Annotated in this window: 15 protein-coding genes; 10 read left to right on the top strand and 5 right to left on the bottom strand. The window is 55.0% G+C overall.

Features of this window, described 5'->3' with window-relative positions; all coding sequences use genetic code 11:
- The first annotated feature begins 162 nt into the window (after nt 1–162).
- The 7 genes from MTX78_RS24365 (at nt 163) to pcaF (ending at nt 12,235) form a co-directional block, all read left to right on the top strand.
- Nucleotides 163–5,622: a T9SS type B sorting domain-containing protein gene (locus tag MTX78_RS24365; protein WP_243803310.1), complete on the top strand. Its 5,460-nt coding sequence runs from the start codon at nt 163–165 to the stop codon at nt 5,620–5,622.
- A 74-nt stretch (nt 5,623–5,696) separates the two neighbouring features.
- A complete protein-coding gene (locus MTX78_RS24370; protein ID WP_243803312.1) occupies nt 5,697–6,668 on the top strand; it encodes a PorP/SprF family type IX secretion system membrane protein in 972 nt (323 codons plus the stop codon).
- 940 nt (nt 6,669–7,608) lie between these two features.
- Nucleotides 7,609–7,971: a hypothetical protein gene (locus tag MTX78_RS24375; protein WP_243803306.1), complete on the top strand. Its 363-nt coding sequence runs from the start codon at nt 7,609–7,611 to the stop codon at nt 7,969–7,971.
- Between the two features lie 411 nt (nt 7,972–8,382).
- Nucleotides 8,383–9,408 carry a T9SS type A sorting domain-containing protein gene (locus MTX78_RS24380; RefSeq protein WP_243803314.1) on the top strand — a complete coding sequence of 342 codons (1,026 nt, stop codon included), beginning with the start codon at nt 8,383–8,385 and terminating at the stop codon, nt 9,406–9,408.
- A 111-nt stretch (nt 9,409–9,519) separates the two neighbouring features.
- The gene (locus tag MTX78_RS24385) at nt 9,520–10,221 is read left to right on the top strand and encodes a porin family protein (protein ID WP_243803316.1); all 702 of its coding nucleotides are present in this window, start codon (nt 9,520–9,522) and stop codon (nt 10,219–10,221) included.
- Between the two features lie 452 nt (nt 10,222–10,673).
- Nucleotides 10,674–10,997: a DUF3861 domain-containing protein gene (locus MTX78_RS24390; protein WP_243803317.1), complete on the top strand. Its 324-nt coding sequence runs from the start codon at nt 10,674–10,676 to the stop codon at nt 10,995–10,997.
- 32 nt (nt 10,998–11,029) lie between these two features.
- Nucleotides 11,030–12,235: a 3-oxoadipyl-CoA thiolase gene (gene pcaF, locus MTX78_RS24395; protein WP_243803319.1), complete on the top strand. Its 1,206-nt coding sequence runs from the start codon at nt 11,030–11,032 to the stop codon at nt 12,233–12,235.
- Nucleotides 12,236–12,372: 137 nt separating this feature from the next.
- Here the strand turns inward: pcaF and MTX78_RS24400 are convergent, their stop codons facing one another.
- Nucleotides 12,373–13,557, bottom strand: a complete 1,185-nt coding sequence (locus tag MTX78_RS24400) for a replication initiation protein (protein WP_243803321.1) — start codon at nt 13,555–13,557, stop codon at nt 12,373–12,375.
- Between the two features lie 757 nt (nt 13,558–14,314).
- On the opposite strand from MTX78_RS24400, the gene MTX78_RS24405 reads away from it, so the two are divergent.
- Nucleotides 14,315–14,728, top strand: coding sequence for a putative quinol monooxygenase (locus MTX78_RS24405; RefSeq protein ID WP_243803323.1), 414 nt, complete (start codon nt 14,315–14,317; stop codon nt 14,726–14,728).
- Nucleotides 14,729–14,980: 252 nt separating this feature from the next.
- On the opposite strand, the gene MTX78_RS24410 is transcribed toward MTX78_RS24405, so the two are convergent.
- Both MTX78_RS24410 and MTX78_RS24415 read right to left on the bottom strand, forming a co-directional pair.
- Nucleotides 14,981–15,652 carry a hypothetical protein gene (locus MTX78_RS24410; RefSeq protein WP_243803324.1) on the bottom strand — a complete coding sequence of 224 codons (672 nt, stop codon included), beginning with the start codon at nt 15,650–15,652 and terminating at the stop codon, nt 14,981–14,983.
- 10 nt (nt 15,653–15,662) lie between these two features.
- Nucleotides 15,663–16,406 (bottom strand): ParA family protein, encoded by a 744-nt coding sequence (locus tag MTX78_RS24415; RefSeq protein WP_243803326.1) that lies wholly within the window; start codon nt 16,404–16,406, stop codon nt 15,663–15,665.
- Between the two features lie 681 nt (nt 16,407–17,087).
- Between MTX78_RS24415 and MTX78_RS24420 the strand changes: the two genes are divergently transcribed.
- Together MTX78_RS24420 and MTX78_RS24425 are read left to right on the top strand one after the other, a co-directional pair.
- A complete protein-coding gene (locus MTX78_RS24420; RefSeq protein WP_243803328.1) occupies nt 17,088–19,454 on the top strand; it encodes a glycoside hydrolase family 127 protein in 2,367 nt (788 codons plus the stop codon).
- 631 nt (nt 19,455–20,085) lie between these two features.
- On the top strand, nt 20,086–20,565 hold the full coding sequence (locus tag MTX78_RS24425; RefSeq protein ID WP_243803330.1) for a DUF892 family protein: 480 nt from the start codon (nt 20,086–20,088) through the stop codon (nt 20,563–20,565).
- A gap of 242 nt (nt 20,566–20,807) precedes the next feature.
- Here the strand turns inward: MTX78_RS24425 and bla are convergent, their stop codons facing one another.
- Both bla and MTX78_RS24435 read right to left on the bottom strand, forming a co-directional pair.
- Nucleotides 20,808–21,551, bottom strand: a complete 744-nt coding sequence (bla, locus tag MTX78_RS24430; RefSeq protein WP_394805623.1) for a subclass B1 metallo-beta-lactamase — start codon at nt 21,549–21,551, stop codon at nt 20,808–20,810.
- A 228-nt stretch (nt 21,552–21,779) separates the two neighbouring features.
- The gene (locus MTX78_RS24435; RefSeq protein ID WP_243803333.1) at nt 21,780–22,748 is read right to left on the bottom strand and encodes a tyrosine-type recombinase/integrase; all 969 of its coding nucleotides are present in this window, start codon (nt 22,746–22,748) and stop codon (nt 21,780–21,782) included.
- Nucleotides 22,749–22,944 lie beyond the last annotated feature (196 nt).

Below are 22,944 nucleotides of genomic sequence, written 5' to 3' on the forward strand. Positions count from 1 at the left end.
GGCTTGTACAAAGCTGGCTGGCAGTGCGTAGTTTTACTGAAGCCGATTGCCAACGCTTTTTTTAGCAATAACTGGCCATTGGGCTCCGTTCTTTAAGGGCGGCGAGTGGCACTTTCTTTTGCAAGTGCCTGCTTACCTGTCCGCCCACTTACCCGCCCCACTATGCCCGCAGAGCTACCGTTCCCTGCTTTACATACCACTCGAATTCTTGCCAATCCCAACCAGTTGATTCGCGCTGGTAGTCGGTCCCCGGCTAGGCAGGCGCGCTTGTCTGTCAATTGGCTGCTGATGCTGCTATTTCTGTTGCTGAGCGGCACGACCACCACCGTGTTTGCGCAAGGAACTACGCCTCCAGAGTGCGCGGCTGATGAGAAGTTCGCCAACACGTGGTACTTCGGCTTTAAAGCGGGGCTTGACTTCAACCAGGCCTCAGCTGACTCCTTGCCGAAGGTGCTTACCAATGGGGCGATGGACGCCCCCGCCGGCTCGGGGGTAATGTCGGATAGAAACGGGGCAATTCTCTTTTATAGCAATGGCGAAACCGTGTGGAATGGCGACGGCACCGTGATGACCAACGGCACGGGGCTAGCGGGCAACCGCTTCACCACCGACGGCCCCTTGCCCATCAGGATGCCGGGTATACCTTCGGCGGGCCAACCGACGCGCTACCTGCTTTTCACCCTGAATAGCACCGTAGGCCTGAGCTACTCGGAAATAGAGATTCCCGCAGGTGGTGGGCCAGGCACCGTCATAGCCGCCACCAAAAACACACCCCTCGCCCGCGGCACGGCAGAGAAAATAACGGGCGTATTCCATAAAAACGGCTGCGACATCTGGGTTATCACGCACGGCTGGGGCGATGCGAAGTTGGGCAATGACAACCGGGGCGACGCCTTTCTGGCCTACCGCGTGCGACCAGCAGTCAACTATATAGGTCCGGTTCTCATCGATGCGCCCGTTGTCTCAACGGTGGGTTCGGTGCACGCGCTAAGCCCAACGAACACCCAGGGCTACCGCGGACAGATGAAGGTAACGCCTGATGGCCAACGTTTGGCCCTGGCCCGCTACAGCGAAGCGGTAGGCGACAGCAGCAGCACCGTCGAACTGTTTGGGTTTAATACCAACACAGGAAGGGTGAGCGTCAACCCGCAGGTTCCGTTCATCGTGGACAGCGGCGCAGGGAAATACTACGGGGTAAGTTTTTCGCCTGGTAGATACCTCTACGCCACGGTGCGCAACCCGGCCAAGCTGCTGCAATTCAATATCAGCGGCACCGGGCCGGTTACCAGGCAGGACATTCCACTCAAGACCCCAGCCGACCTGGGCTCGATGCAGGCCGCGCCTGATGGCAAGATTTACGTGGCCCGCGACAACCAGCCTGCGCTGGGTTTCATCCCTTTCCCGGACTCGCTGGGGGCCAAGATCCGCTATGCCGACGATAGTCTGCAGTTGCGCGGAGGCCGCCTAAGTGGCCTGGGCCTGGTCAACTTCAACCAAAGCTCGCTGTTGCGCGTGGGGCCTAGCTTTGACATAACGGGTTGTCGGCAAATCACTTTCACGGCCCCTCCCATTAGCTTTTTCGGGAAAATCTATACTTGGACTTTTGGCGACGGCACTAGAACAACACGTTCTGCAACGGATTCAGTCATCACTCATACCTACGCTACGCCCGGCAACTACACGGTGACGTTGCGCATTGAGACGGAATGTTTTTGCCGCGAAAGCTCGGGTGGTATCCAGGTGCCTGATTTGCCCGTACCGGGTAGCATTTCGGCGCCTCAGACGGTGTGCGCTGGCACGGCGCCGGCTACGCTTACCAGCACTGTCGACGCTTCCAGCGACGCCAGTTTGCCGCTCACCTACCAGTGGGAATCGTCGACGGATAATACCAATTTCACCGCCATTAGTGGAGCTACTGGCCCCACCTACACGCCCCCAAATTCGCTGCCAGCCGGCACGACCTATTTCCGTCGGCGCGTGCAGTTGCTGCTGCCGAATCTATCGGGCCCTTATTGTACCCCCACCTTCACTGCTTCGGTAGCCATCACCGTTCTCCCGGCATTAGCGGCCGGCAGCATCGCCGCTGACCAGACGGTATGCGTGGGCAGCACGCCCGCCCCGCTCACCAGTACCGCGGCGCCCACAGGCGGCACGGGCACCTTTGCCTACCAGTGGGAATCGTCGACCGACAACGTCACGTGGACTGCGGTAGCAGGGGCCACAACCGAAACCCTTGCACCGGGCCCACTCCCTGTCACCACCTCCTTCCGCCGGCAAGTAACTTCGGGCCCCTGCAACAGGGTATCTGGCACCGTCACGATAACGGTACTACCGGCTTTGGCCGCGGGCCGCATTGCTGCCGACCAAACGCTCTGCGCTGGCGGCGCCCCCGCCTCGTTCACCAGCGAAACACCGGCCACGGGCGGCACGAGCACCATCGTGTACCAGTGGGAGACCTCCACAGATAATGTAACCTGGACTGCTATAGTGGGTGCCACTGGGCCAACCTACGCGTCCGGCGCACTTACGGCCACTACCTATTTCCGGCGCCAAGCTAGCTCGGGCAGTTCCTGCGCTCCAGCGTTGTCCAACGTCGTTACCATCACTGTGCAGCCGGCTTTGGTTGCGGGCAGCATTGCCGCCGACCAAACCGTGTGCGCTGGCAGCCCGGTTGCGCCCCTAACCAGCACCGCCCCGGCTACGGGCGGCACCGGCACCTTTGTTTATCAGTGGGAATCGTCGTTGAATAACGCCAACTGGACGATCATTGCCGGGGCTACGGGCGAAACGTTGGCACCCGGCCCGCTTACCACTACCACCTTCTTCCGGCGCCAGGTGAGTTCAGGAGAATGCGCCATCACGCCATCTAATCTAGTTACGATAACGGTACTACCAGCCTTAGCGGCCGGCAGCATTGCTACCGATCAAGCTATATGCGCTGGCAGTGCTCCTGCCCCCTTCACCAGTACCAGTGAAGCTAGCGGCACGAGCAACATCGTCTACCAGTGGGAGTTGTCGACAGACAATGCAACCTGGACGCCTATAGTTGGAGCTATTGGGCCTGCTTATGGATCAGGACCGCTTACTACCACCACCTATTTCCGGCGGCAAGCGAGTTCGAGCGGCGCCTGTGCTTCGGTGCTGTCCAACGTCATCACTGTCACTGTAACCCCCGCCCTAGTAGCGGGCAGCATCGGCACCGACCAAACATTGTGCCCTGGTGCTACTCCTTCTCCGCTGACCAGCACGGCCCCAGCCACAGGTGGTACCGGCACCATTACGTATCAGTGGGAGTCATCACTGAACAATGCGAACTGGGCAGTTATAACGGGGGCCACGGGGTCAACCTACGCACCCGGTCCACTCTCGGCTACCACCTATTTCCGCCGCGTCGTAACTTCGGGACCGTGCGGGCCGCTGTATTCACCCACCGTTGTCCTAACGGTGCTGCCAACCTTGGTTGCAGGTAGCATTGCCGCCGACCAAATTGTATGTGCTGGCGGCCCCGTCGCGCCGCTGACGAGCACGGCCCCAGCTACGGGCGGCACGGGCACCTTTGCCTACCAGTGGGAGTCGTCGACCGACAACGTCACGTGGACTGCGGTAGCAGGGGCCACAACCGAAACCTTTGCGCCGGGCCCACTCCCTGTCACCACTTCCTTCCGCCGGCAAACAACTTCCGGGTCGTGCGGACCGGTATACACCTCTGCTGTAACTGTGACCGTATTGCCTGCCCTGACGGCTGGCAGTATCGCTGCCAACCAAGCATTGTGTCCTGGTGCCACGCCTAGTCCGCTAACGAGCACGGCCCCGGCCACGGGTGGCACGGGTACTTTTAGCTACCAGTGGGAATCGTCTGCGGACAACACCACTTGGGCCGCTATTGGGGGTGCCACGGGTGAAACCCTGACGCTTGGCCCAGCTTTGGCCACTAGATATTACCGGCGCCAGGTAACAGCCGGAACCTGCGCCCCCGCTGTGTCCAACGTTGTTACCATTACCGTAGCCCCTCCTTTGACTGCTGGCACTATTGCTGCCGATCAAACTGTATGTCGTGGTGTTGCTCCTAGCGCGCTCACGAGCACTGTGGGGGCTGGTGGCGGCACGGGCAACTACAGCTACCAGTGGGAGTCGTCGGGCAACAATGCCGGCTGGGTGATTATTACCGGCGCCACCGGCGCTGACTATGCGCCCGGCCCACTTACCACTACCACCTATTTCCGCCGCCGGGTGAGTTCAGGAGAATGCGGACCCGAGTATTCGCCTTCCGTTGTTCTGACTGTATTGCCTGAGCTTGTTGTGGGTAGCATCACGGCCGAGCAAGACATTTGCGCGGGGGCCACCCCTACGCCACTGAGCGGTGGTGGAGCCAGCGGCGGTACCGGCACCTTTGTTTACCAGTGGGAATCTTCCACCGATAACGCGAACTGGACCGCTATAGCGGGTGCCACTGACCCAACGTTTGCGCCCGGCGCACTTACCGTCACTACGTACTTCCGCCGCCGCGTCACTTCGGGTACGGGCACTTGCTCAACAGGAGTATCAAACGTGGTACCGGTACGGGTGCAGCCCGTCGTGACTCCTACCGTAACCTTGGCGGCTCCACCCGTGGAATGCCCTGGTACTGCCCTGACCTTTACGGCCGTGCCTACCAACGTGGGTGCCGCTCCCACTTTCCGCTGGCTCGTCAACAACGTGGCCGTGGCCAGCGGCCCTACGTTCACCAGCAGTACGCTAGTTTCCGGCGACCAAGTGCGCGTTGAGGTGACGCCGACCGCCGGGCTATGCAGCACAGGCCCAGCTTCGGCCACGGTGACGGTGACGCGCACACCGGTGCCAGCGCCTACCCTTACTATTGCGGTGCAGCCCGGCGGACCAGTTTGCTTGGGAGCTCCGCTTACCTTCAGCCTTACTGGTGTAACGGAAGCGGGTCCGGCGCCTGCATACCAGTGGCAAGTCAACGGCAACGATGTGGCGGGAGCTACCGGTCCGGTCTTTACCAGCACAACGTTGCGCGAAGGCCAGACCGTGACATTGCGTTTGCGCACCACCAACGTTTGCGCACAGCCCGCTACCGCTGTTTCCAATGGCGTGGCAGTACGGATTCAGCCGCCGGTTGACGTAGATGCTGGCCCCGATAAAGAAATTCTGGCCGGCACCTCCGTGACGTTGGAAGGCCGCGCCGATGGCACGTACCCCGTACGGTGGACCACAACATCGGGGCAGCCTATTCCCGGCAACGAGCGGCTGCAACTGCTGGTATCACCTACCGTAACCACCACCTACACTCTCTCGGCCGGGGAAGGAGGCTGTGCCGACTCCGACCAAGTGACGGTGACGGTACGCCCCCCCATTCGCATACCCAATGCCTTCACGCCCAACGGCGACGGCCGCGACGACACCTGGCAGATCGAGTTCATCGAGCAATTCCCCGACAACACCGTGACCGTGTTCAACCGCTGGGGCAACAAGGTATTCTCGGCCAACAACTACAGCCGAGCCAATGAGTGGCGCGGCGACATCAATGGGCAGCCCGCTCCGGTCGGCACTTACTACTACGTTGTCGTCACGAAGGGCCCGTTGGGCAGATCCTACAGCGGGTCACTCACGGTTCTCTATTAATCAAATGGCCTGCTGCGTTGTCGCAGCGGGCCCATTGCCTCCCTACTTAGACGGCCGCCAAGGCCATTCCTGTTATGAAAAAAGCTTTACCTATACTGCTGCTTCCACTGCTGCTGCTGGCTGCGGCACCAGTTTTAGCCCAACAGCAGGCACAGTACAGCCAGTACATGAACAACAATTACATCCTAAATCCTGGCGCAACCGGCGTAGAGGATTACATCGATGTTAAGTTCAGCTACCGCACCCAATGGGCTGGCCTGGAAGGAGCACCCAAAACCTACTACGCCAGCATCAGTTCCTCGCTGGGCAAGTGGCGCACCACCAGCAAGCGCACCATCCGCGACCGGCGCCGGCCGTTTCACGCGTTGGGAGCCCTCGTCTACAATGACGTAACCGGCCCCACGAGCCGGAAGGGAGCCTACGTTTCCTATGCCTACAACATGGTGTTAGCACCTGACTTACGGGCGTCACTGGGCGTGTCGGCGGGTATGCAGCAGTTTGCCGTTGATGGACAGCAACTCCAGTTCTTCGACCCCACAACTGTAGCTGCCAGCGACGCCTCACGGGTGTTTGATGCCTCGGTAGGCTTGTGGGTGTATAGCTCCAAGTTCTACGCGGGGGTGTCGGGGGCGCAGTTGCTAGCCAACAAACTCGACTTTTCCTACGGCCCCAACTCGCTGAACGCGGGAGCCGGCAACTCCCTGAAGCGGCACTACTTCGCTACGGCCGGGGTGCGGTTGCCGCTCAGCGACGACTGGTCATTGGTTCCATCGGTACTGGTTAAAGCCGTCAATCCGGCCCCCCTTTCCCTTGACCTCAACGCCAAGCTTAAGTACCAGGACCTGTTGTGGGCGGGCGTGTCTTGGCGGGCTTTCGACTCGTTCGTGGGGATGGTAGGCCTCAGCTACGAGCAGCTAACGTTGGGCTATTCCTACGATGTCGGTTTGTCTGAGTTAGCCGGCTACCATGGGGGCAGCCATGAGGTGTTACTCGGGTTGCGTTTAAAGAAAAAGACCCAAGTGGTGTGTACCAACAGATTCTGGTAGGGGTTCACCCCAACGTCAGACCCTTCTGAGGCTGGAACAGATGGTTTGTCGAGAACTGAGCAGGCGAAGCGAACTGACAGCCACTTCACTTAGGAAGTCGCCTTGCGTATTATGCCGTGTTGCGTGGAGGCACGCTTGTTAAACAGCTTCCCTGGCTTCTAGGTGGAATTATCTACTTACCCATAAGCAGCCACCATATGCAGCGTGGCTAAGCCACGGAAGATTAGCAGTAATATTTCGGCCTTAACTCCAGCAAATCTGATTACAGCTTTGAGGACTGGATGAGTAGCCGAATTTTCAACTGTTTGATTTATCATTCAGGCAAGGCGTACGCCTTGCCTTTCTGTTTTCTAGGGCGCTAGGATACTTCTTGGCAAGGAAAAGTATGCCTGTTGTGAGGTGCTCTCTCCTAGTTGAAGTGTTACCATGTAGGCAGCCTTTATGCAGAAGCAAAAGCCGGCTCTCGCCCGTCCTTTGAAAAAGACTTTCTTCCTCGCTAAACCCCAGGATTGAGCTAGCAAATAGCTCTTAAGATAGTCCTCATTAGCGGTGTTGAAACCAGCTAGCCTGCTATGCGCTAGAGCTGTGCCGACCTACCTGACTTTAATCCTGTTTTAGATAATCTTACGAAGGTGTCGGGCCAGCCTGGTGCTGGCGGGGCGGGGCTGTGCTGCGCCGTGCTATGCGTTGTACGGGGCGCGTGCCTGAGCCGCAATTTGCCCGCATTCAGAGGGCATAGTATTGCTTTCGTCTAAAACTTTGCCACTGCATACCTCCCGCACCCGTACTTCGCCTTCGTAAAGTGCAGCCCGCCCCGCCCCACCGCCCTCGCCGTTCGCGCACCGGGCCCCGGGCTTCGGCAGGTTACTCCTTACTGCGTCTGTTCTGCTGGTTCTCTGTTTTCTTCTTTCTTACTTTCCTCTCTTTTCCTCTTCGCCTTATGTCCTCCCCCAAACAAGCCGTCAAAGACATCCTCGACGCTCTGCCCACGCTGCTAGCCGTGGCCGTCGTTGAAACCGAAACCGGCATGGCCCTGGCCTCGCACTCCAACATCGCCGACTTCGACATCGACACGGCCGCCGCCTACAACACGGAAGTGGTCAAGCAGAAGCTCAAAGCCATCCAGGCCCTCAAGCTCAACCAAACCGTGCAGGACATCCTGCTCACGCTCACCGACCAGCTGCACGTGATCAAGCTCTCGCCCACGGGCGACAAGTTCATCTACCTGGCCGTCAACGCGCGCGACACCAACCTGGCCGTGGCCCGGCAGATCCTCAAGTCGCAGACCGCCGTGCTCAACTAGCGCCCGTCCCGACTGCCGTCCCCGTACCGTCCGCCCGCTGGCCCCCGCCAGCGGGCGGCACTGCGTCTAGACCACCCCCCAAAGCTTGAACAGCAAGCGTATGTACACGCTCCTAATAACTTTCCAACTGGAGTTAGGTGCTTTGTTTCTGAGGCCAAGATGGGCCGTCGGCTTCAGGTTGCCGGGAGAAATTGGCCCTGCATTATGCCTGCTTGCAATGGGCGCCCATAGTGCTTCGAAGAGCCTACAGTTTGTCTTTTGTCGGGTGGCAAGTGTGTGCCAACAGACCGCCTAACTGAACGATGCGGGTTACTGGTGAATAATCTGTTATGGATTTATTGTGATTTTTTGTTTGGATATGCAGTCGTTGTTCTTTTCCTTACAGCTCACACTACTCACAACCAATAACTTATGAAAACACTCTTACCCCCCCTCCTGTTCCTGCTTGGTGTTGTCGGTACCGCTCCACTCCAGGCCCAGACCTACAACAACGGGAACTTTACCACTGGCGCGACCTCTAAAAGCGGGGCAGCGGCTCCCGCCGGCTACACGTGGAGCGAGGTGCAAAACGATGCCGGCGTAACCACAGCCTCAAATACGAATGCCGGCTACACGGCCACCAAAGCATCGGGCTTTACACTGGCCGATGACTTCACCGTAGCATCTGGTCAGTCGCTGACGCTGCGTGATGTTTCGGTGTTCGCATATCAGAGCGGCTACACGGGCACAACCTCGCCCTTTACGGAGCTCTACGTTCGCGTTTGGAGAGGTCGGCCCGGCGCAGCTGGCTCAACCGTCGTGTTTGGCGACTTGACCACCAACCGTTTGCAGACTGCCACCGACGCCAAAAGTTATCGGATCTTCAATTCTCTTTACCCCACGCCTAGTGTACCAGGCGTAACGCGACGTATTTGGCAAGTGAAGGCAGCTATTGCGCCGGCCTTAACGCTCGGCCCTGGTACGTACTGGGTGGAATGGACCTCAACTACCTCGGGTACGCTGACGCACTTCTACGTGCCCGTTACCGTTCCGGGGCTTCGGCAAACGCTGGGGGCCAATGCGTTGCAGTTCAATCCTACTTCGGATGCCTACACGGCGGTGATAGACGGTGGCAACCCAGACACAGCTCCAGACGTGACAGTTGACTTCGCTTTCGTTCTCAACGACCAAATTCTAGCCGTTAAAAAGAACGCCGACCCAACCCTGAAAGTGGGCCCCGTCCCCACAACGGGTACTGTGCTAGCCGAATTTAGTGCCTTGCGTGAGGCAACCAGCCTCGAACTCCGGGACGCGCTAGGCCGCTCGGTATGGCAGGGCCAAGCCAAAGTGGGAGCCACCTCGGCCACTATTCCCATGGAAAAACTGGCCGTTGGCAGCTACTTCTTCCTGATGAATTCGCCACAGGGCAGCAGCCGGGTACGCCTGTTGAAGCACTAAGCCTATACCATTCCATTTGTTAGAGCTCACGCCTTGCGGTAGCGGCAGTACAATCTGCTTGCTACCGCAAGGCCTCTGTTGCGTTTGTTTTCCGCTATAGCTTCCTTCCAAATGCGTCGCCCAATTGCCCTTTTCTCGTTTGTCTTGCTGACGACGGGCTCCCTCTCAGCGCAGCACCCACGCCTGGGCATCAAAGCAGGCCTAAACGCTAGCACGTACGCTGGCGCGTCGCTCCCACGCTCCGACTACCAGTTTGGTGCCACAGGAGGGTTGCTCCTACAGCGGCCCTTGAACCAGCACGTAGATTTGCAGTCTGAATTGCTGTATGAACAGCGGGGTTCCGAACTGCGATACAGCAACCGCGCCGAGGGCGTAACCTTCACCACCATCGACTATATCCGCACCGTGCGCAGCCGCTTGCACTACGGCAGCTTGGCGTTGCTTGTCCGGCCACACCAAGGGGCCTGGTTTGCCGTAGCCGGTCCGCAGCTCAGCTACCTTGTTGCAGAGAAGCGCACCATCCGCGACCAGGTCAACGTGGTTGTTGGACCGGTTGATCCTGTCTTGCCAGATGGGGCGGCTAGAACCGTGCGCAACAAGCAGGATTACAATCGCGGTGAAGCAGGCTATGTGCTCGGGATAGGGCGCGAAATCGGGGCCCGGTGGCAGGTGGAAGTCCGCTATGCAGCAGGCCTTACCAAGTTACGCCAGCCATCCGTAGTAGTTGATGCCATTTATGGGCCAGAACGAGTGCAGCACGCCCGGAACCGAAGCCTGCAGGCGCAAGTGAGCTACTTGCTGCCTGCCCAATAGCACCAAAGCGACACTGAGAAGTAAAAAGCCCCTCCGTTGAGGGGCTCTTTACTTTCAAGCTGTTATAGACTGTCGCTGTAGATGCTTCGGTTTGTACGCTACGCGTCACCTATGGCAATGGGAAAGGTAAACCCCTCGATAGTGAAGCAGATGGAAACCAGACCTTTGGGCGAGGAACAGGTGTATGCCCGTCTAACGGCTGTGTGGCAAACCTAATGGGGCAGTAAAGACGTGCAGCGGAGCCCACGGCGACCCAACTAGCTGGCTTGCTAGCTCTCGTTGAATGGCTGCCACGCATTGTTTTGGAAGACGTGCGGGTGCAAGCCAATCCCTGGTTCGAAGAGAAGCAACGGGAACGTGTTTCGATTAATTGTTGATTATTGGGGGTTGAGTGGTTCTTACGGTCCGCCCGTGCTTGCCGAAGGCCACCTACCACCCTACTAAAACCACCCATGGCTAAACGCGCCCACCACTACCGCCTGCGCCTCGAACACATGGCCCCTGCCGCTACCGACCAACCTACTCACCCACCGCTGGAGGTGGAATTCGATAACCACGACGACATTTTTCAGATTATTGAACGGTTGCAAGCGCGCAACCTATTTGCTAAGCCCAGCCAGGCCACCGAATTTGCCATTGGGCTGAAGCTGTTCAGTGAAGTGATGCTCAACAACCGCGACCATGCGCTATTTGCAGAGATGCGCCCGGCCTTCAGCGAGTTTATGAAAAAGCTCAAAAGCGGAGGCAAGCCCACTGAAGAGCAACCCAAAAACTAACTTACTAAACCAAGAAAACACGTAGGAATTCAATGAAAGACGCATTTATCGTTGACGGTATCCGCACCCCGATCGGCAACTTTGGTGGCACCTTAGCCACCGTACGCCCTGATGATATGGCGGCGCTGGTTATCCGCGAACTCCTACGGCGCAATCCCACCGCCGACCCCGCCGGTGTTGCCGACGTGTTGCTCGGCTGCGCCAACCAAGCCGGCGAAGACAACCGCAACGTGGCTCGTATGGCCCTGCTGCTGGCGGGCTTACCCTACACGGTGCCCGGCGAAACCGTGAACCGCCTTTGCGCCTCGGGCCTGTCGGCGAGCATGGCCGCGGCCCGCGCCATTCAGTGCAACGACGGCGACTTATTTGTGGCTGGGGGCGTAGAAAACATGACCCGTGGCCCCTTCGTTGTGTCCAAGGCCAGTACCGCTTTTGGCCGCGACTCACAGATGGCTGATTCCAGTTTCGGCTGGCGCTTCATCAACCCTCGGATGGAAGAGCTGTACGGTACTGACGCCATGGGCGAAACCGCCGAAAATTTAGCCGAGCGTGACCAGATCAGCCGTGCCGACCAAGACCAGTTTGCCTACGACTCCCACCAGCGTGCTGCCCGTGCCCGCGACTCGGGCCGTTTTGCCGAGGAAATTGTGCCCGTTCCAATTCTGCAGCGTAAAGGCGAGTCGGTACTGTTTGCACAAGACGAGTTCATCAAGGCCAACACCACCCTGGAGGGGCTGGCAGCGTTGCGGCCCGCCTTCCGCAAAACCGGTACAGTCACAGCTGGCAATTCCTCGGGCCTCAACGATGGGGCAGCGGCCTTGCTGTTAGCTTCCGAGGAAGGCCTCAAACACCACAACCTCACGCCACGGGCCCGGTTTGTGGCTATGGGCGTGGCTGGCGTAGAACCGCGCATCATGGGCATTGGGCCGGTGCCAGCCAGCCAGCTGGCTTTGAAGAAAGCTGGCCTGACGCTCCACGACATCGACTTGATTGAGTTCAACGAGGCGTTTGCGGCCCAAGCTTTAGCCTGCGTGCGAGGCTTAGGCCTAGAGGACAACGACCCGCGCATCAACCCCAATGGCGGCGCTATTGCCTTGGGACATCCTCTCGGCATGAGTGGGGCCCGCATCCTGAATACGGCCGTCTTGGAGCTGCATAAGCAACAAAAACGCTACGCCCTCGTGACGATGTGCATCGGTGTCGGCCAGGGATACGCCGTTATCATTGAACGAGTGTAGAGAGATTGTTTCACGAGTTCCCGATTATACTAGCACCTCTTGCTTCAGTATGGTTGCGCCTCTTGTTTTTAGGACCTTGTACTCAGCGCGTGCCTTTATCACTTAAAGCCACAGCGGATGGTTGAACTGGGATGGTGCTACGCTTGCTTGACGAGCCAGGCTTCTCCTTCCCGTTCTTCGACCACAAAGCCATCCTTGAAATACACTTGTTGAAGATGCTCGTCGAAGGTAGCCGCCCGCTTCTGCCGCTGAGCGTAAGGGCCAGGGTTGTCGTACATCTGCTGCACTTCACTGAGTTTGAAGGCGGCCGTTGGGTGGTTTTCGCTGGCGGGGGCCAGTTCTTTCTTAGGGCGTTGGCGGGGCTTAGTAGTGGCTATATAATCTTCCAGCAAGTATTTCTCTACCAGCGCTTTGTAGATAGCACCAGCTGGCTTTTTGATTTTACCTTTCCGAAACTGAGTTTCCACAATCCGAACGACGAAGGCGATGTAGCCTACATCGTATTCGTCGTTTTCCAGTTGATGGGCAATGGTAGTGATGCTGCGCTGGCTCACCCCGATTTGGAGCAAGGCCTCGGACCATTCTGCTGCTCCTGGCAACGTCTTTTTTGTAGCAGATGCAGCTAATTGCTCGAACAAAAACTTGATCCGGGCCACGGTCTTGCCTTCCCGCTCCAACTCATAGGTGAAAGGAATATCAGTTTCAGCTATTTCACTCTGGGCTTTGTCCAATACGCGGGCTTTGAAGTTGGAGAACCGAGGATATTCGTGCTCTTCAATACCCAAGATGAAACGTAAATCTTCTACGCTAATCGTACGGCGTCCAAAGCCAGCGTACTCCTTTAACAACCAATAGATTCGCAGTGATTGGGGACTCTTAAGTTTGAGAACCTGCTGAATATCGGCCGTGGTGAAGTTGCCACTTTCCCGCAACTGCAACAGGTAAGGCATAATCTTCGGGTTGAAGCTGGCCACAACACCTCCTAAGTCGGCGCGGTAGCCGGCTTCTGCCATCAACGGAATGTAGGTATAGCTGGGCTTACGGCGGCGCTTGCGGGTTTTCTCTTCTAGCTCCTCTATGTATAATGTAAAGGAGGTCAAGCCCTTACACATCTCGTCCACTTGCTCGTAGGCTGAGCCTCCTCGTCGGTCAAAAACCAACTCTTCAAGCGGAATAAAGTGTTCCTTGAAATCTACGTCATCGAAATCTATGCGCGAGAGCAGGGCTACAAACAGACGCATCTGCAACGGCACGAAGCTAAAACGAGCGTTGATGAGCGCATTATGCTGCGCAACTCGCTTTTCAGGAGGGATTATGTCCATAGAAGGGTAGCGTCTTTTTTGTAGCAGATGAGAAAAAGCAACGTCTTTTTTGTAGCAGATAGCTGTGAATGAAACGTCTTTCTTGTAGCAGATAAAGCCGAAAGTAAGGATATCATGTCAAGAAATAGAACGTCTTTTTTGTAGCAGATACCTTTAGGGTGCATGTTTTGTGGTTGTTAGGGCAACGTCTTTTTTGTAGCAGATAGAGGCGGATAACGGCTTTTGTGTAGCAGCAATACGGCTTTTGTGTAGCAGTACCACGTCTTTTTTGTAGCAGCAAACGTCTTTTTTGTAGCAGATGGTCCTTCCTACTCTCTCACAATCAGATAGATACAGCCCCTATAATACTCTTATAAGGTTAGTATAAAAAAAAAGACTAGTTGCATTTTTTTTAAACGTCTTTTTTGTAGCAGAAAACAGCAACGTTAAAGGTCCAAAAAAGTCTATTAGCGCTTCAAAAACGCGGATTTTTATACTTTTTTATGCTTGACTTTCTAGATTTTAAGTGCTCGATGTACTTTTGACACAAGCACGAAACAAGAGCTAAGAAGTATCGGTGTTTCGCCCGAAGTGGATTCAACCGGAATACCAGCTATACCTTCACATTACTAGCTCGAACTCGTTTCGTTGCTGATAGACGGATAGTCTGGCTTTAATTTCTGTTGTAGAGGCACACTTTGCCACCTGAAGAAGCAAGTGCTAGCGGTACCATCTTGGTAACTGTATTCAGTAACACACCAAGTATTACTACCCCAGTATGAGAATCCTAAAACCCCATACAGGCCTCTGGAGCCTGTTCCTCTTTCTTACCGTTGGGATACTTACTCTCGTAACGGGCAGTAGTGCTGTGGCCCTGACCAACAAACAGCTTGTGCGGTTAGCCAAACTCGAAATCTACCCAACTCAACTAGAGAACTATAAAGCAGCGCTGAAAGTAGGCATCGAAACGCCCTTGCGCGTCGAGCCCGGCGTGCTCACTTTGTACGCCGTAGCAGAAAAGAACGACCCCACGCACATCACGATTCTGGAAATCTATGCGAGCGAGGCAGCTTACCAGGCACATTTGAAAACACCCTATTTTCTTGCGTACAAGACCGGCACCGCGAAAATGGTGAAATCCCTTGACCTAGTCGAGACTGTGCCCGTGGCGCCCGGAGTAAAGGTGAAATAGCGCCGTCTGCAAGAGTGGGGAAGAACCTAATCGGCTGTTGCGCTGGGAGCGTAGGTGGCCGCATTACTTGCCAAGTAAAAAGCGGTAAGCAGCCTGAGTTACGCTGGTGCAGGGTGGCCGGTAGGCAGAAGATGATACGTGTAGCAAAAGGTTGTCTGCTGGCTGGCCTTCTCCCCCACCCTGCTCGCGTCGAACTGCTACGGTACTGAGTGTACCACTTAGCTAGCATACAGTCATAATGCGTCCCCTATTCTACTTGAGTTTGCCTTTGCGAATCTGCTGGCGCCGCACTTCCTCTTTTTGCCGAATCTGTAATGGCCGCTCTTCTATCTGGGCAGTTGCAAACAGCAAGTCTAGGGCCTGATGTAGCGCTTGCTTCTGCGTGAAGTCGTATTGCCCACTCATACGCTTGGTGTGCACATAGTTTTTCAAGCCTTCTAGATACTGTTGACTTAACACAAAAGTCTGCCGAACATCAACATCATGTTCAGGAGTAACATTAGTAACAGTAGTAACCTCAGTAGCATCTACAACATCGGTAACTGCAGCTATTGGTTTATCAACCGAAGCTTTTTTCGCCGAGTTGGGCTTGCCTTCCTTAGCGTCTACTCTTCGTTGACCTTTGCCATGTATCTCTTCAGCCTCAGATGATTGCCGAGGCACATCCGCCGTAGAGTTACTTGTGTTACTCGTGTTATTCGTATTACTTAGGTTGCTGGGCTTACCTGTATTGTTGCTTGTTTTCCGTTGACCAGACTTACTGATCTTCTCCTGGCTTTCACTGGTAGCCGCTTGGCTGGTTGGTGCTGCTGGAGAGGCAGGTGTCAACCAATCCTGCTCCAAAAAATCGAGAATATCTTTTTCGGAAGTGGGCTTCGCAGACTGAGTAGTATCAGTGGAAAGCTGTTTGAATGACTTAGCCATGGGTAGGAGATTAGCGAGTGAGAATTTCTTCGATAAGCTGACGGTAGTCCTGGGCCCCAGAGCTGTTGGGTGCATAGGTGAAGATGTCTTGCCCTAAGTGTGGCGCCTCGCCTAGACCAATGGTTTCGCGAATAAAACTTTGCAAAACCAACTCTGGGTACTTCTCCCGTATCGTTTCGGCCGTTTCGCGGCGAAGAATTTTGCGTCCATCGAATCGAGTGAAGAAAATGCCATCAATTTTCAATTCTGGATTCAGGCGGCGCTGCACCCGGCTCACTAGTTCGAGCACCTTTTCCAGGCCGTCAGTGGCGTAAAGCTGCGCTTCCAACGGAATCAGCAAAGAATCAGCACAGGCATAAGCGTTAAGAGTAACCAGGCCGAGCGCCGGCGGACAATCCAGCAGGATAAAGTCGCATTTGCTGCGGATTGGAGTGATGATGTCTTTAAGAATGAACTCTCGATCCAGCTCATCGCCTTTGACTTTGTCGAAGCTGGAAAGGGCAGGGGCTCCGGGAACGACGGCAAGGTTCTCGCGCAGGGGCTGAGCCCGAAATTGGTATTCACCTAGCAAGGCACCATAGATGTTGTTCTCGGAATGATCAACTCGCAAACCCCGGGTCAGGTTGATTTGCGGATCTAAGTCGATCATAACCACTTTGTGGCCTGCCCGAGCAAGGCCGGCGCCAATATTTACGGTGGAGGTGGTCTTACCAACTCCACCTTTTTGGTTGGTGAGTGCGATAATTTTAGCCATGCTCAATATTACGAAGGTTACGGAAGTTATCAATGAACCTGATGTTACTTGTGTTCCTGCATACATCAATGTTTATAGTATTACCGCGTAACATGATATTACATAGTTTACCGGTGTTACTGAGTAATACCAGTAAACTATGTAATATCATATTACTGTGTTGCACTAGGATGCTTGGCAGAACCAGCCGGCGCAATACGCTAATGATTTACAAAGACCTTGGTTAAGAATGCGTTGAGGAATGTTCTACTGCTAGGTTAAAAGCAGCTGCCACTAAGCGGGTAGGGGAGGAGGGGGTAGTAGAAGCAGTGAAGCACGTAGTCGAGGATGCGGGCAACTACTGTGGAAGTTGTATAGCAGTAGTGCTGATGCAAGCAATGAAGATGTGTCGCAGCAGTACTTACTGGCTTGCTAACATCACCCCGATCATGCCACAGCTGCTTAAGTTGAGTGGCATAGAAATAGGCTCATAGGATGAATTGCCATTTGAAATTGGCTTTAAGGTGAAATTTCACCAGCTTGATTTCCTTGCCAACTGGCGGACGGTGAAGTAGCTAGGCAAAACCTTCTTACTAGATGGCTACCGACGAAGCCAAATGGTGCTGCTAGGCGCTATGGCTTGTACAACGCCGACCTACCTTTCCGATTCTATTCTACGTCTCGTTCCTGTCTTCTTCCGCTATGACTTTGTTGAAACACTCTTGGTTGCTGCCCGTGTTGCTTGGTGCTTTGGGTAGTGCTGCTCACGCTCAGACTTACCTGCCTACTCCCCACGATGCACGGATGAAGGTGCACCCCAAAACACCGCTGCAAGCCTATGCCTTCGAGTTGCAGCAGGTGAAGCTGCTCGATAGCCCGTTCAAAGTAGCCGAGCAAGCGGATACCAAGTACCTGCTCAAGATAGAGCCCGACCGGTTACTAGCCGATTTCCGGGAACACAGCGGCCTACAAGCCAAAGGCAAGCGCTATGGAGGTTGGGAATCGACGGGGCTGGCCGGGCACACGCTGGGGCATTACCTGTCGGCGTGCGCGTTGGCTTATGCTTCCACCGGTAACATCGAGTTCAAACGGCGGGTAGACTACATGGTAGCGCAACTCGACGAGTGCCAGAAGGCCCGCAAAACCGGCTACGTGGGTGCCATTCCCAAAGAAGACCAGTTGTGGGCAGAAGTGGCGAGCGGCAATATCCGCTCCCGTGGCTTCGACCTGAACGGAGCTTGGTCGCCGTGGTATACGGTGCACAAAATCATGGCGGGCTTGCTTGATGCCTACTTATACGGCGACAACGAAACGGCCCTCATCATCAACCAAGGCATTGCCGATTGGACCGGCAACACCATCAAAGGCCTCGACGAAGCTAAGATGCAGGAGATGATGGTGTGTGAATACGGCGGCATGGCCGAGACCCTAGCTAATACCTACGCCCTGAGTGGCCAGAAGAAGTACCTTGACTTGTCGTACCGCTTCTACGACAAGCGCATTCTCGACCCGCTGGCCGCCCGCACCGATATATTGCCCGGCAAGCACTCCAATACCCAAATTCCGAAAGCCATTGCCAGCGCCCGCCGCTACGAGCTGACCGGCGACAAAAAGGACGCCGCCATTGCCGAGTTTTTCTGGCAAACTGTAACCGACAACCACTCTTACGCCACCGGTGGCAACAGCAATTACGAATACCTGGGGGAGCCTGGCAAGCTCAACGACAAGCTCAGCGAAAACACCACCGAAACGTGCAACACCTACAACATGCTGAAACTGACGCAGCATCTGTTTGCCCAGCACCCTTCAGCCAAGTTTATGGACTACTACGAGAGAGGCCTCTACAACCACATTCTCGCCTCGCAGCACCACGAAACCGGTATGACCACCTACTTCGTGCCGCTGCGAATGGGAGGCCGCAAAACCTACAGCGACGAGTTCAACACGTTCACTTGTTGCGTGGGCTCCGGCATGGAAAACCACGTGAAATATGCCGAAAACATTTATTTCCAGGGTCAGGACGGCAGCGTATATGTCAACCTATTTATGCCCTCAGAGCTGAATTGGCAGGAAAAAGGCGTGACACTACGCCAAGACAGCCAGCTGCCCGCCAACACCCACGTCACGTTCACGGTGGCAGCCGTTAAGCCCAGCAGCTTCAAGCTGCGCCTGCGCCGGCCCCAGTGGACCAAGAACCCACAGGTACGCGTAAACGGCAAGGCGGTGGCCGTAGCTCCCGATGCAGAAGGGTACTTGGTGCTCGACCGCAAGTGGAAAAACAACGACCGGGTGGAGCTTACCCTGCCCGCCGATTTCTACACCGAAGCTCTACCTGACAACCCCGACCGCCGCGCCGTATTCTATGGCCCCACCTTGCTGGCCGGCGTGTTAGGCACCACCGAACCGGAACCAGTGACCGGCGTACCCGTCCTCGTGACAACCAACAACAGCGCCAACGACTGGGTGAAGCCGGTGGATGCCAAGCAACTCCGTTTCCAAACGGCTGGCTTGGGAGTACCTCACGACGTTCCGCTGATTCCTTTCAACCAAACCGGCAACGAATATTACACCGTGTACTGGGATGTGTTCACGCCCGAAAAGTGGGCCACTCAGCAGCGCGTGTACGAAGCTGCTCGTAAAAAGCAACAGGAATTGGAAGCCCAAACAGTTGACATATTGCGCGTAGGCGAAATGCAGCCCGAACGCGACCATAGCTTCATCATCAGTGAAAAGGCCGAAACCGGCGAGGAGCACGGCCGCAAGTGGCGCATGGTCAACGAGGGCGGCATGATGGCTTTCACCTTGAAAGTAGCCCCCGCCAAAGCTAACACGTTGCTGCTCACCTACTGGGGCATGGACAACCGCGGCCGCGTATTCGACGTGCTGGTTGATGGCGAAAAGATTGCCACCGAAGACTTGAACAAGTACAAGGAGAGCCGCTTCTACGACATTTCGTATTCCATTCCGCCAGCACTAACCAAAGACAAGCAGCACGTGAAAGTGACTTTTCAAGCCAAGCCTAACAACAGCGCCGGCCCAGTCTACGGGATTCGCAACGTGCAGCAGTAGATGTAGGATAAGACTTTCACAAAGCATACCACTACAATCGTCGCATCAACATAGCGCCGCGTTGCGGAAGCAGGTATGTGCATTGCATTCCCGCTTCCTACAGGCAAGAAGGAGCCAGGGGGCTGGCATGAAGTAGGTCAGCTCACTAGTGAAATGTACAATATGTTGTCTTTTCCGGTAGGAGGGAAGCGGCCAGAGCTGCTAGCCGTTTCACGCTACGTGTTGTTGGCGGGCACAAGTGGTGGTGTTTGTGAGGCGAAGCCGTGGTGGTGTTAAAGTTAGAGAGCAGGGAGTGCAACCTGAACAGGCAGGCATGTAACGAATCTTGGATTCAAAAAACCAGGTTATAGCTGGTTATGAGGCTGATACGTCTACACGTTGAATTGAATTATAGCCGTATTTTCAAACACGCGTTGTTATTGCACTAATTCTGTGAAAGCAGACCATTGTGAAACCAGCATATCTGATTCGCAAGAAAGGCACACGAGTGTAAAATATTGATAATTAGCACCTAGTATCAAACAAAAACCCTGTTTTCTCAACACCATGGTAGCTTCAACGAAATGGATAAATAGACGTTGAGTTAGTCAGGCGAGAAGATCTTGCTACGCACTCTATTGTTTATTCTGTCATGGATACCAACGACCTCAAACAACTCATTCAAGATGGCTTAGCCGCGCAGCAAGCCGGTAGCCAAGTGGCCGCGAAAGCAACCGACGAAATCCTCAACGATGCCACGCATCCAGCCCTTAAGCAGGCGCTTGAGCAAGGCAACCAAACGGCCAAAGAATGGGCCAGCCGCATCGAGCGGGCAATTGCCGAAGTGGGCGGTGGAGAGAAACAAAACAACGAAATCCTGGAAGCCCACTATGAAGTGAGCAAGCAGATTCGGGCAAAAGCTACAACCGATGCCGTACGTGACCTAGGCATCATTGCCAGCGGTCAATTGGCTTTGCACTACTGGATTGCATCCTTCGGCACGGTAGCCTCGTACGCGGCTTCAGCTGGTTTCACCCAAACTGAGCAAGAGCTGAAAGCATCGGTACAAGAAGCCAAACAGGCCGACGACCAACACACCGACATTGCCCAGCAGATTCTGGCTGCGCAATAAGCTGCTCTACCACCCAGTTCTACGCTGGTTAGTAACGAAGCCTAGTCAGCCAGCGGCTGGCTAGGCTTCTCTGTTTGAATTGAAAGCTGCTACTCATCTCCCCGCAAGCACTTGACTTTATACCTATACACTCTACCATAGGCATTTCAAACGGCTTTGCTGCTTGATAAGCAACTAGTTGCCTTCCATGACCTAATGAGTAGCTATAGCCAGCGCCTAATGGCTGCGGAAGCACACTACTTCTACTTGAAAAGCTGAATGGTGTAGTCGCTCAGTTCCATGCCCCCGGCTTGGCCATGGCCGGGTATCAGCACTTTGGTTTTGGGGTAGGTCTGTTTGAGTTTGGTTACGGTCTGCGGCCACGCCTGAACGTTGGCATCTTCCAGGTTTCCTTTGCTGGCTCCCATTTCTTTGATCAGGCAGCCTCCGAACAGGACTTGCTCTTCGGGAAAGTAAGCTACGATGTTGTCTTTGGTATGTCCCTCGCCTAAAAAGTGAGCCACAACCTTTTTACGGCCAACCTTCAATTCCAACCGATCCGTGAAGCCTTGTTGCGGTAAAGTCACCTTGTTTGCCGCGGCGAGTTGAATGGTTGGGTTGTGAGCCACAGAAGGAATACCCTTGGTATGAAACACAGCCAAGCTTCCCAGGCAGTCGGCATGAAAATGAGTGGGAACAACCACTTTAACTTTCGCTTTCAGCTGGGTCTCAGTAAATGCCAATAGCTCAACAGAGGAACTATCATTTGCTGGCGTATCGAATACTATGGCTTCCCCTTCGTCAACCACAACAATGCCATTGCACTCTACTCGACCAAATGTGTTGGTTTGCAGCAAGGAAACGTGCTGATATACATGCGGAGAGACCTGCTTGATTGTAAGCACTTTCGACTGATACACTGTGATGTCCTTGGGCAGTTGGGCCGAGCGACAGCCTAGTACTAAAAACATAAGGCCATATAGGCAGTGCGCTACTTTAACGTTCATGGCTAAGTTCGTTTTGCATTTTGTCTGCCTGCCAAGTGAAACTGGGCCAGCGGGGCGGTTGTAGATGCACCTCGGGAAAAAGGTTGATAGGAACATACGCCGTATGCGTGTCTTTTCCTGTCACGCATACCCTAAACACGTCGGGCAAGTACGGTTCCCGACATTCACTTATCTGCACAACCATCACGCAACCTACCTCTATTGGCTTAGCGTAAATACGGCTACACTTTACAGCCCTAGTTCTTTTGCCGAATTATGCTGGCGCACGTTGTCGAGTCGAGTATACCGGCGAATCATGGCCGATGTCTTATGCTTGGTCTGGTTCATCACTTTGCTATCGTCGGCGCCGTTAAGCTTGGATACCGTCACGAACGAAGCGCGCAGGGAGTGAGCCGTAAACTGACTTCCTAAATACTGTTGCACAATCAGGTTGGTGTATTTCGTGGTCATGCGCCGCGTAGTCAGCTGGTTGTTTTTGCGCATCGACACGAACACCGGACCTTCCGTGCGACTAAGCACCTTGAGCCAGGCTTGTAAGGAACGTATGGGGCAAAGCGCCGAATCGGGGGAGTAAAAGATTGCCTTTTCCTCGGCTTGCCCCAACTGGTTGGTTTTGCTTTGTTGCAAGGTTACCACCAATCCGTCCTCGTCAAAAGCCAGGTCCTCAATGTTGAGAGCTTCCAGTTCCGAACGTCGAAACGCCCCTGTAAAACCCAACAGCAACAAAGCTCGGTTCCGCAAGCCAGCGGGCACGCTCACGTCAATGCTTCTGATGGTGCGCTTGAAGTTGTCGAGGGTAAACGCCGGTGCCTGCTTTTGCCGCGTCTTGATTTCACGGGCAATGCCTTTAAGCAACACCTTGGTTTTCTTATCGGCCGTCGGCGATTCTAGACCAGCCAACTCATGCGCCTTTTTGATAGCGGCCGCATGCCGTTCAATAGTTGCAAACTTTTTTCCCGTGTCGGCCAGTTCCGTTAAGAATCCTGCTAACGCTTCCACCGGTGTCGGCAAGGACGCTAGTTGATGCAACTGGCACCAGGTAGTGAAGCGCTTCCAGTCGCCAGCATAAGCACGCACCGTATTAGCTGCTCCGCGCAGCCCTGACTCAACATACCGTGAGGTCGACTCCACAAGATGCGCCGGTACCTGAACGGCCGTCGTCGATGAAGCAACAGAGAGTTGGGATTTGGTGGCCATATATATAAGGAGTAACGGAGCGAAAAGTAGTTGCTTTTCGTCTGGCTAATGTAAGGAACGATAAGTAAATCTTATCAGTCCTTATCGAACTCGAAAGAGCTCACACCCAACCACCGACGAGTTTAAGCAGTTGATGCAGGAAGACTCTAACTAGGTGAGACGCACACCAGATACTACCCGGCGAAAGCGGTAATTT

The sequence above is a fragment of the Hymenobacter tibetensis genome (assembly GCF_022827545.1).
Taxonomy (GTDB): Bacteria; Bacteroidota; Bacteroidia; order Cytophagales; family Hymenobacteraceae; genus Hymenobacter; species Hymenobacter tibetensis.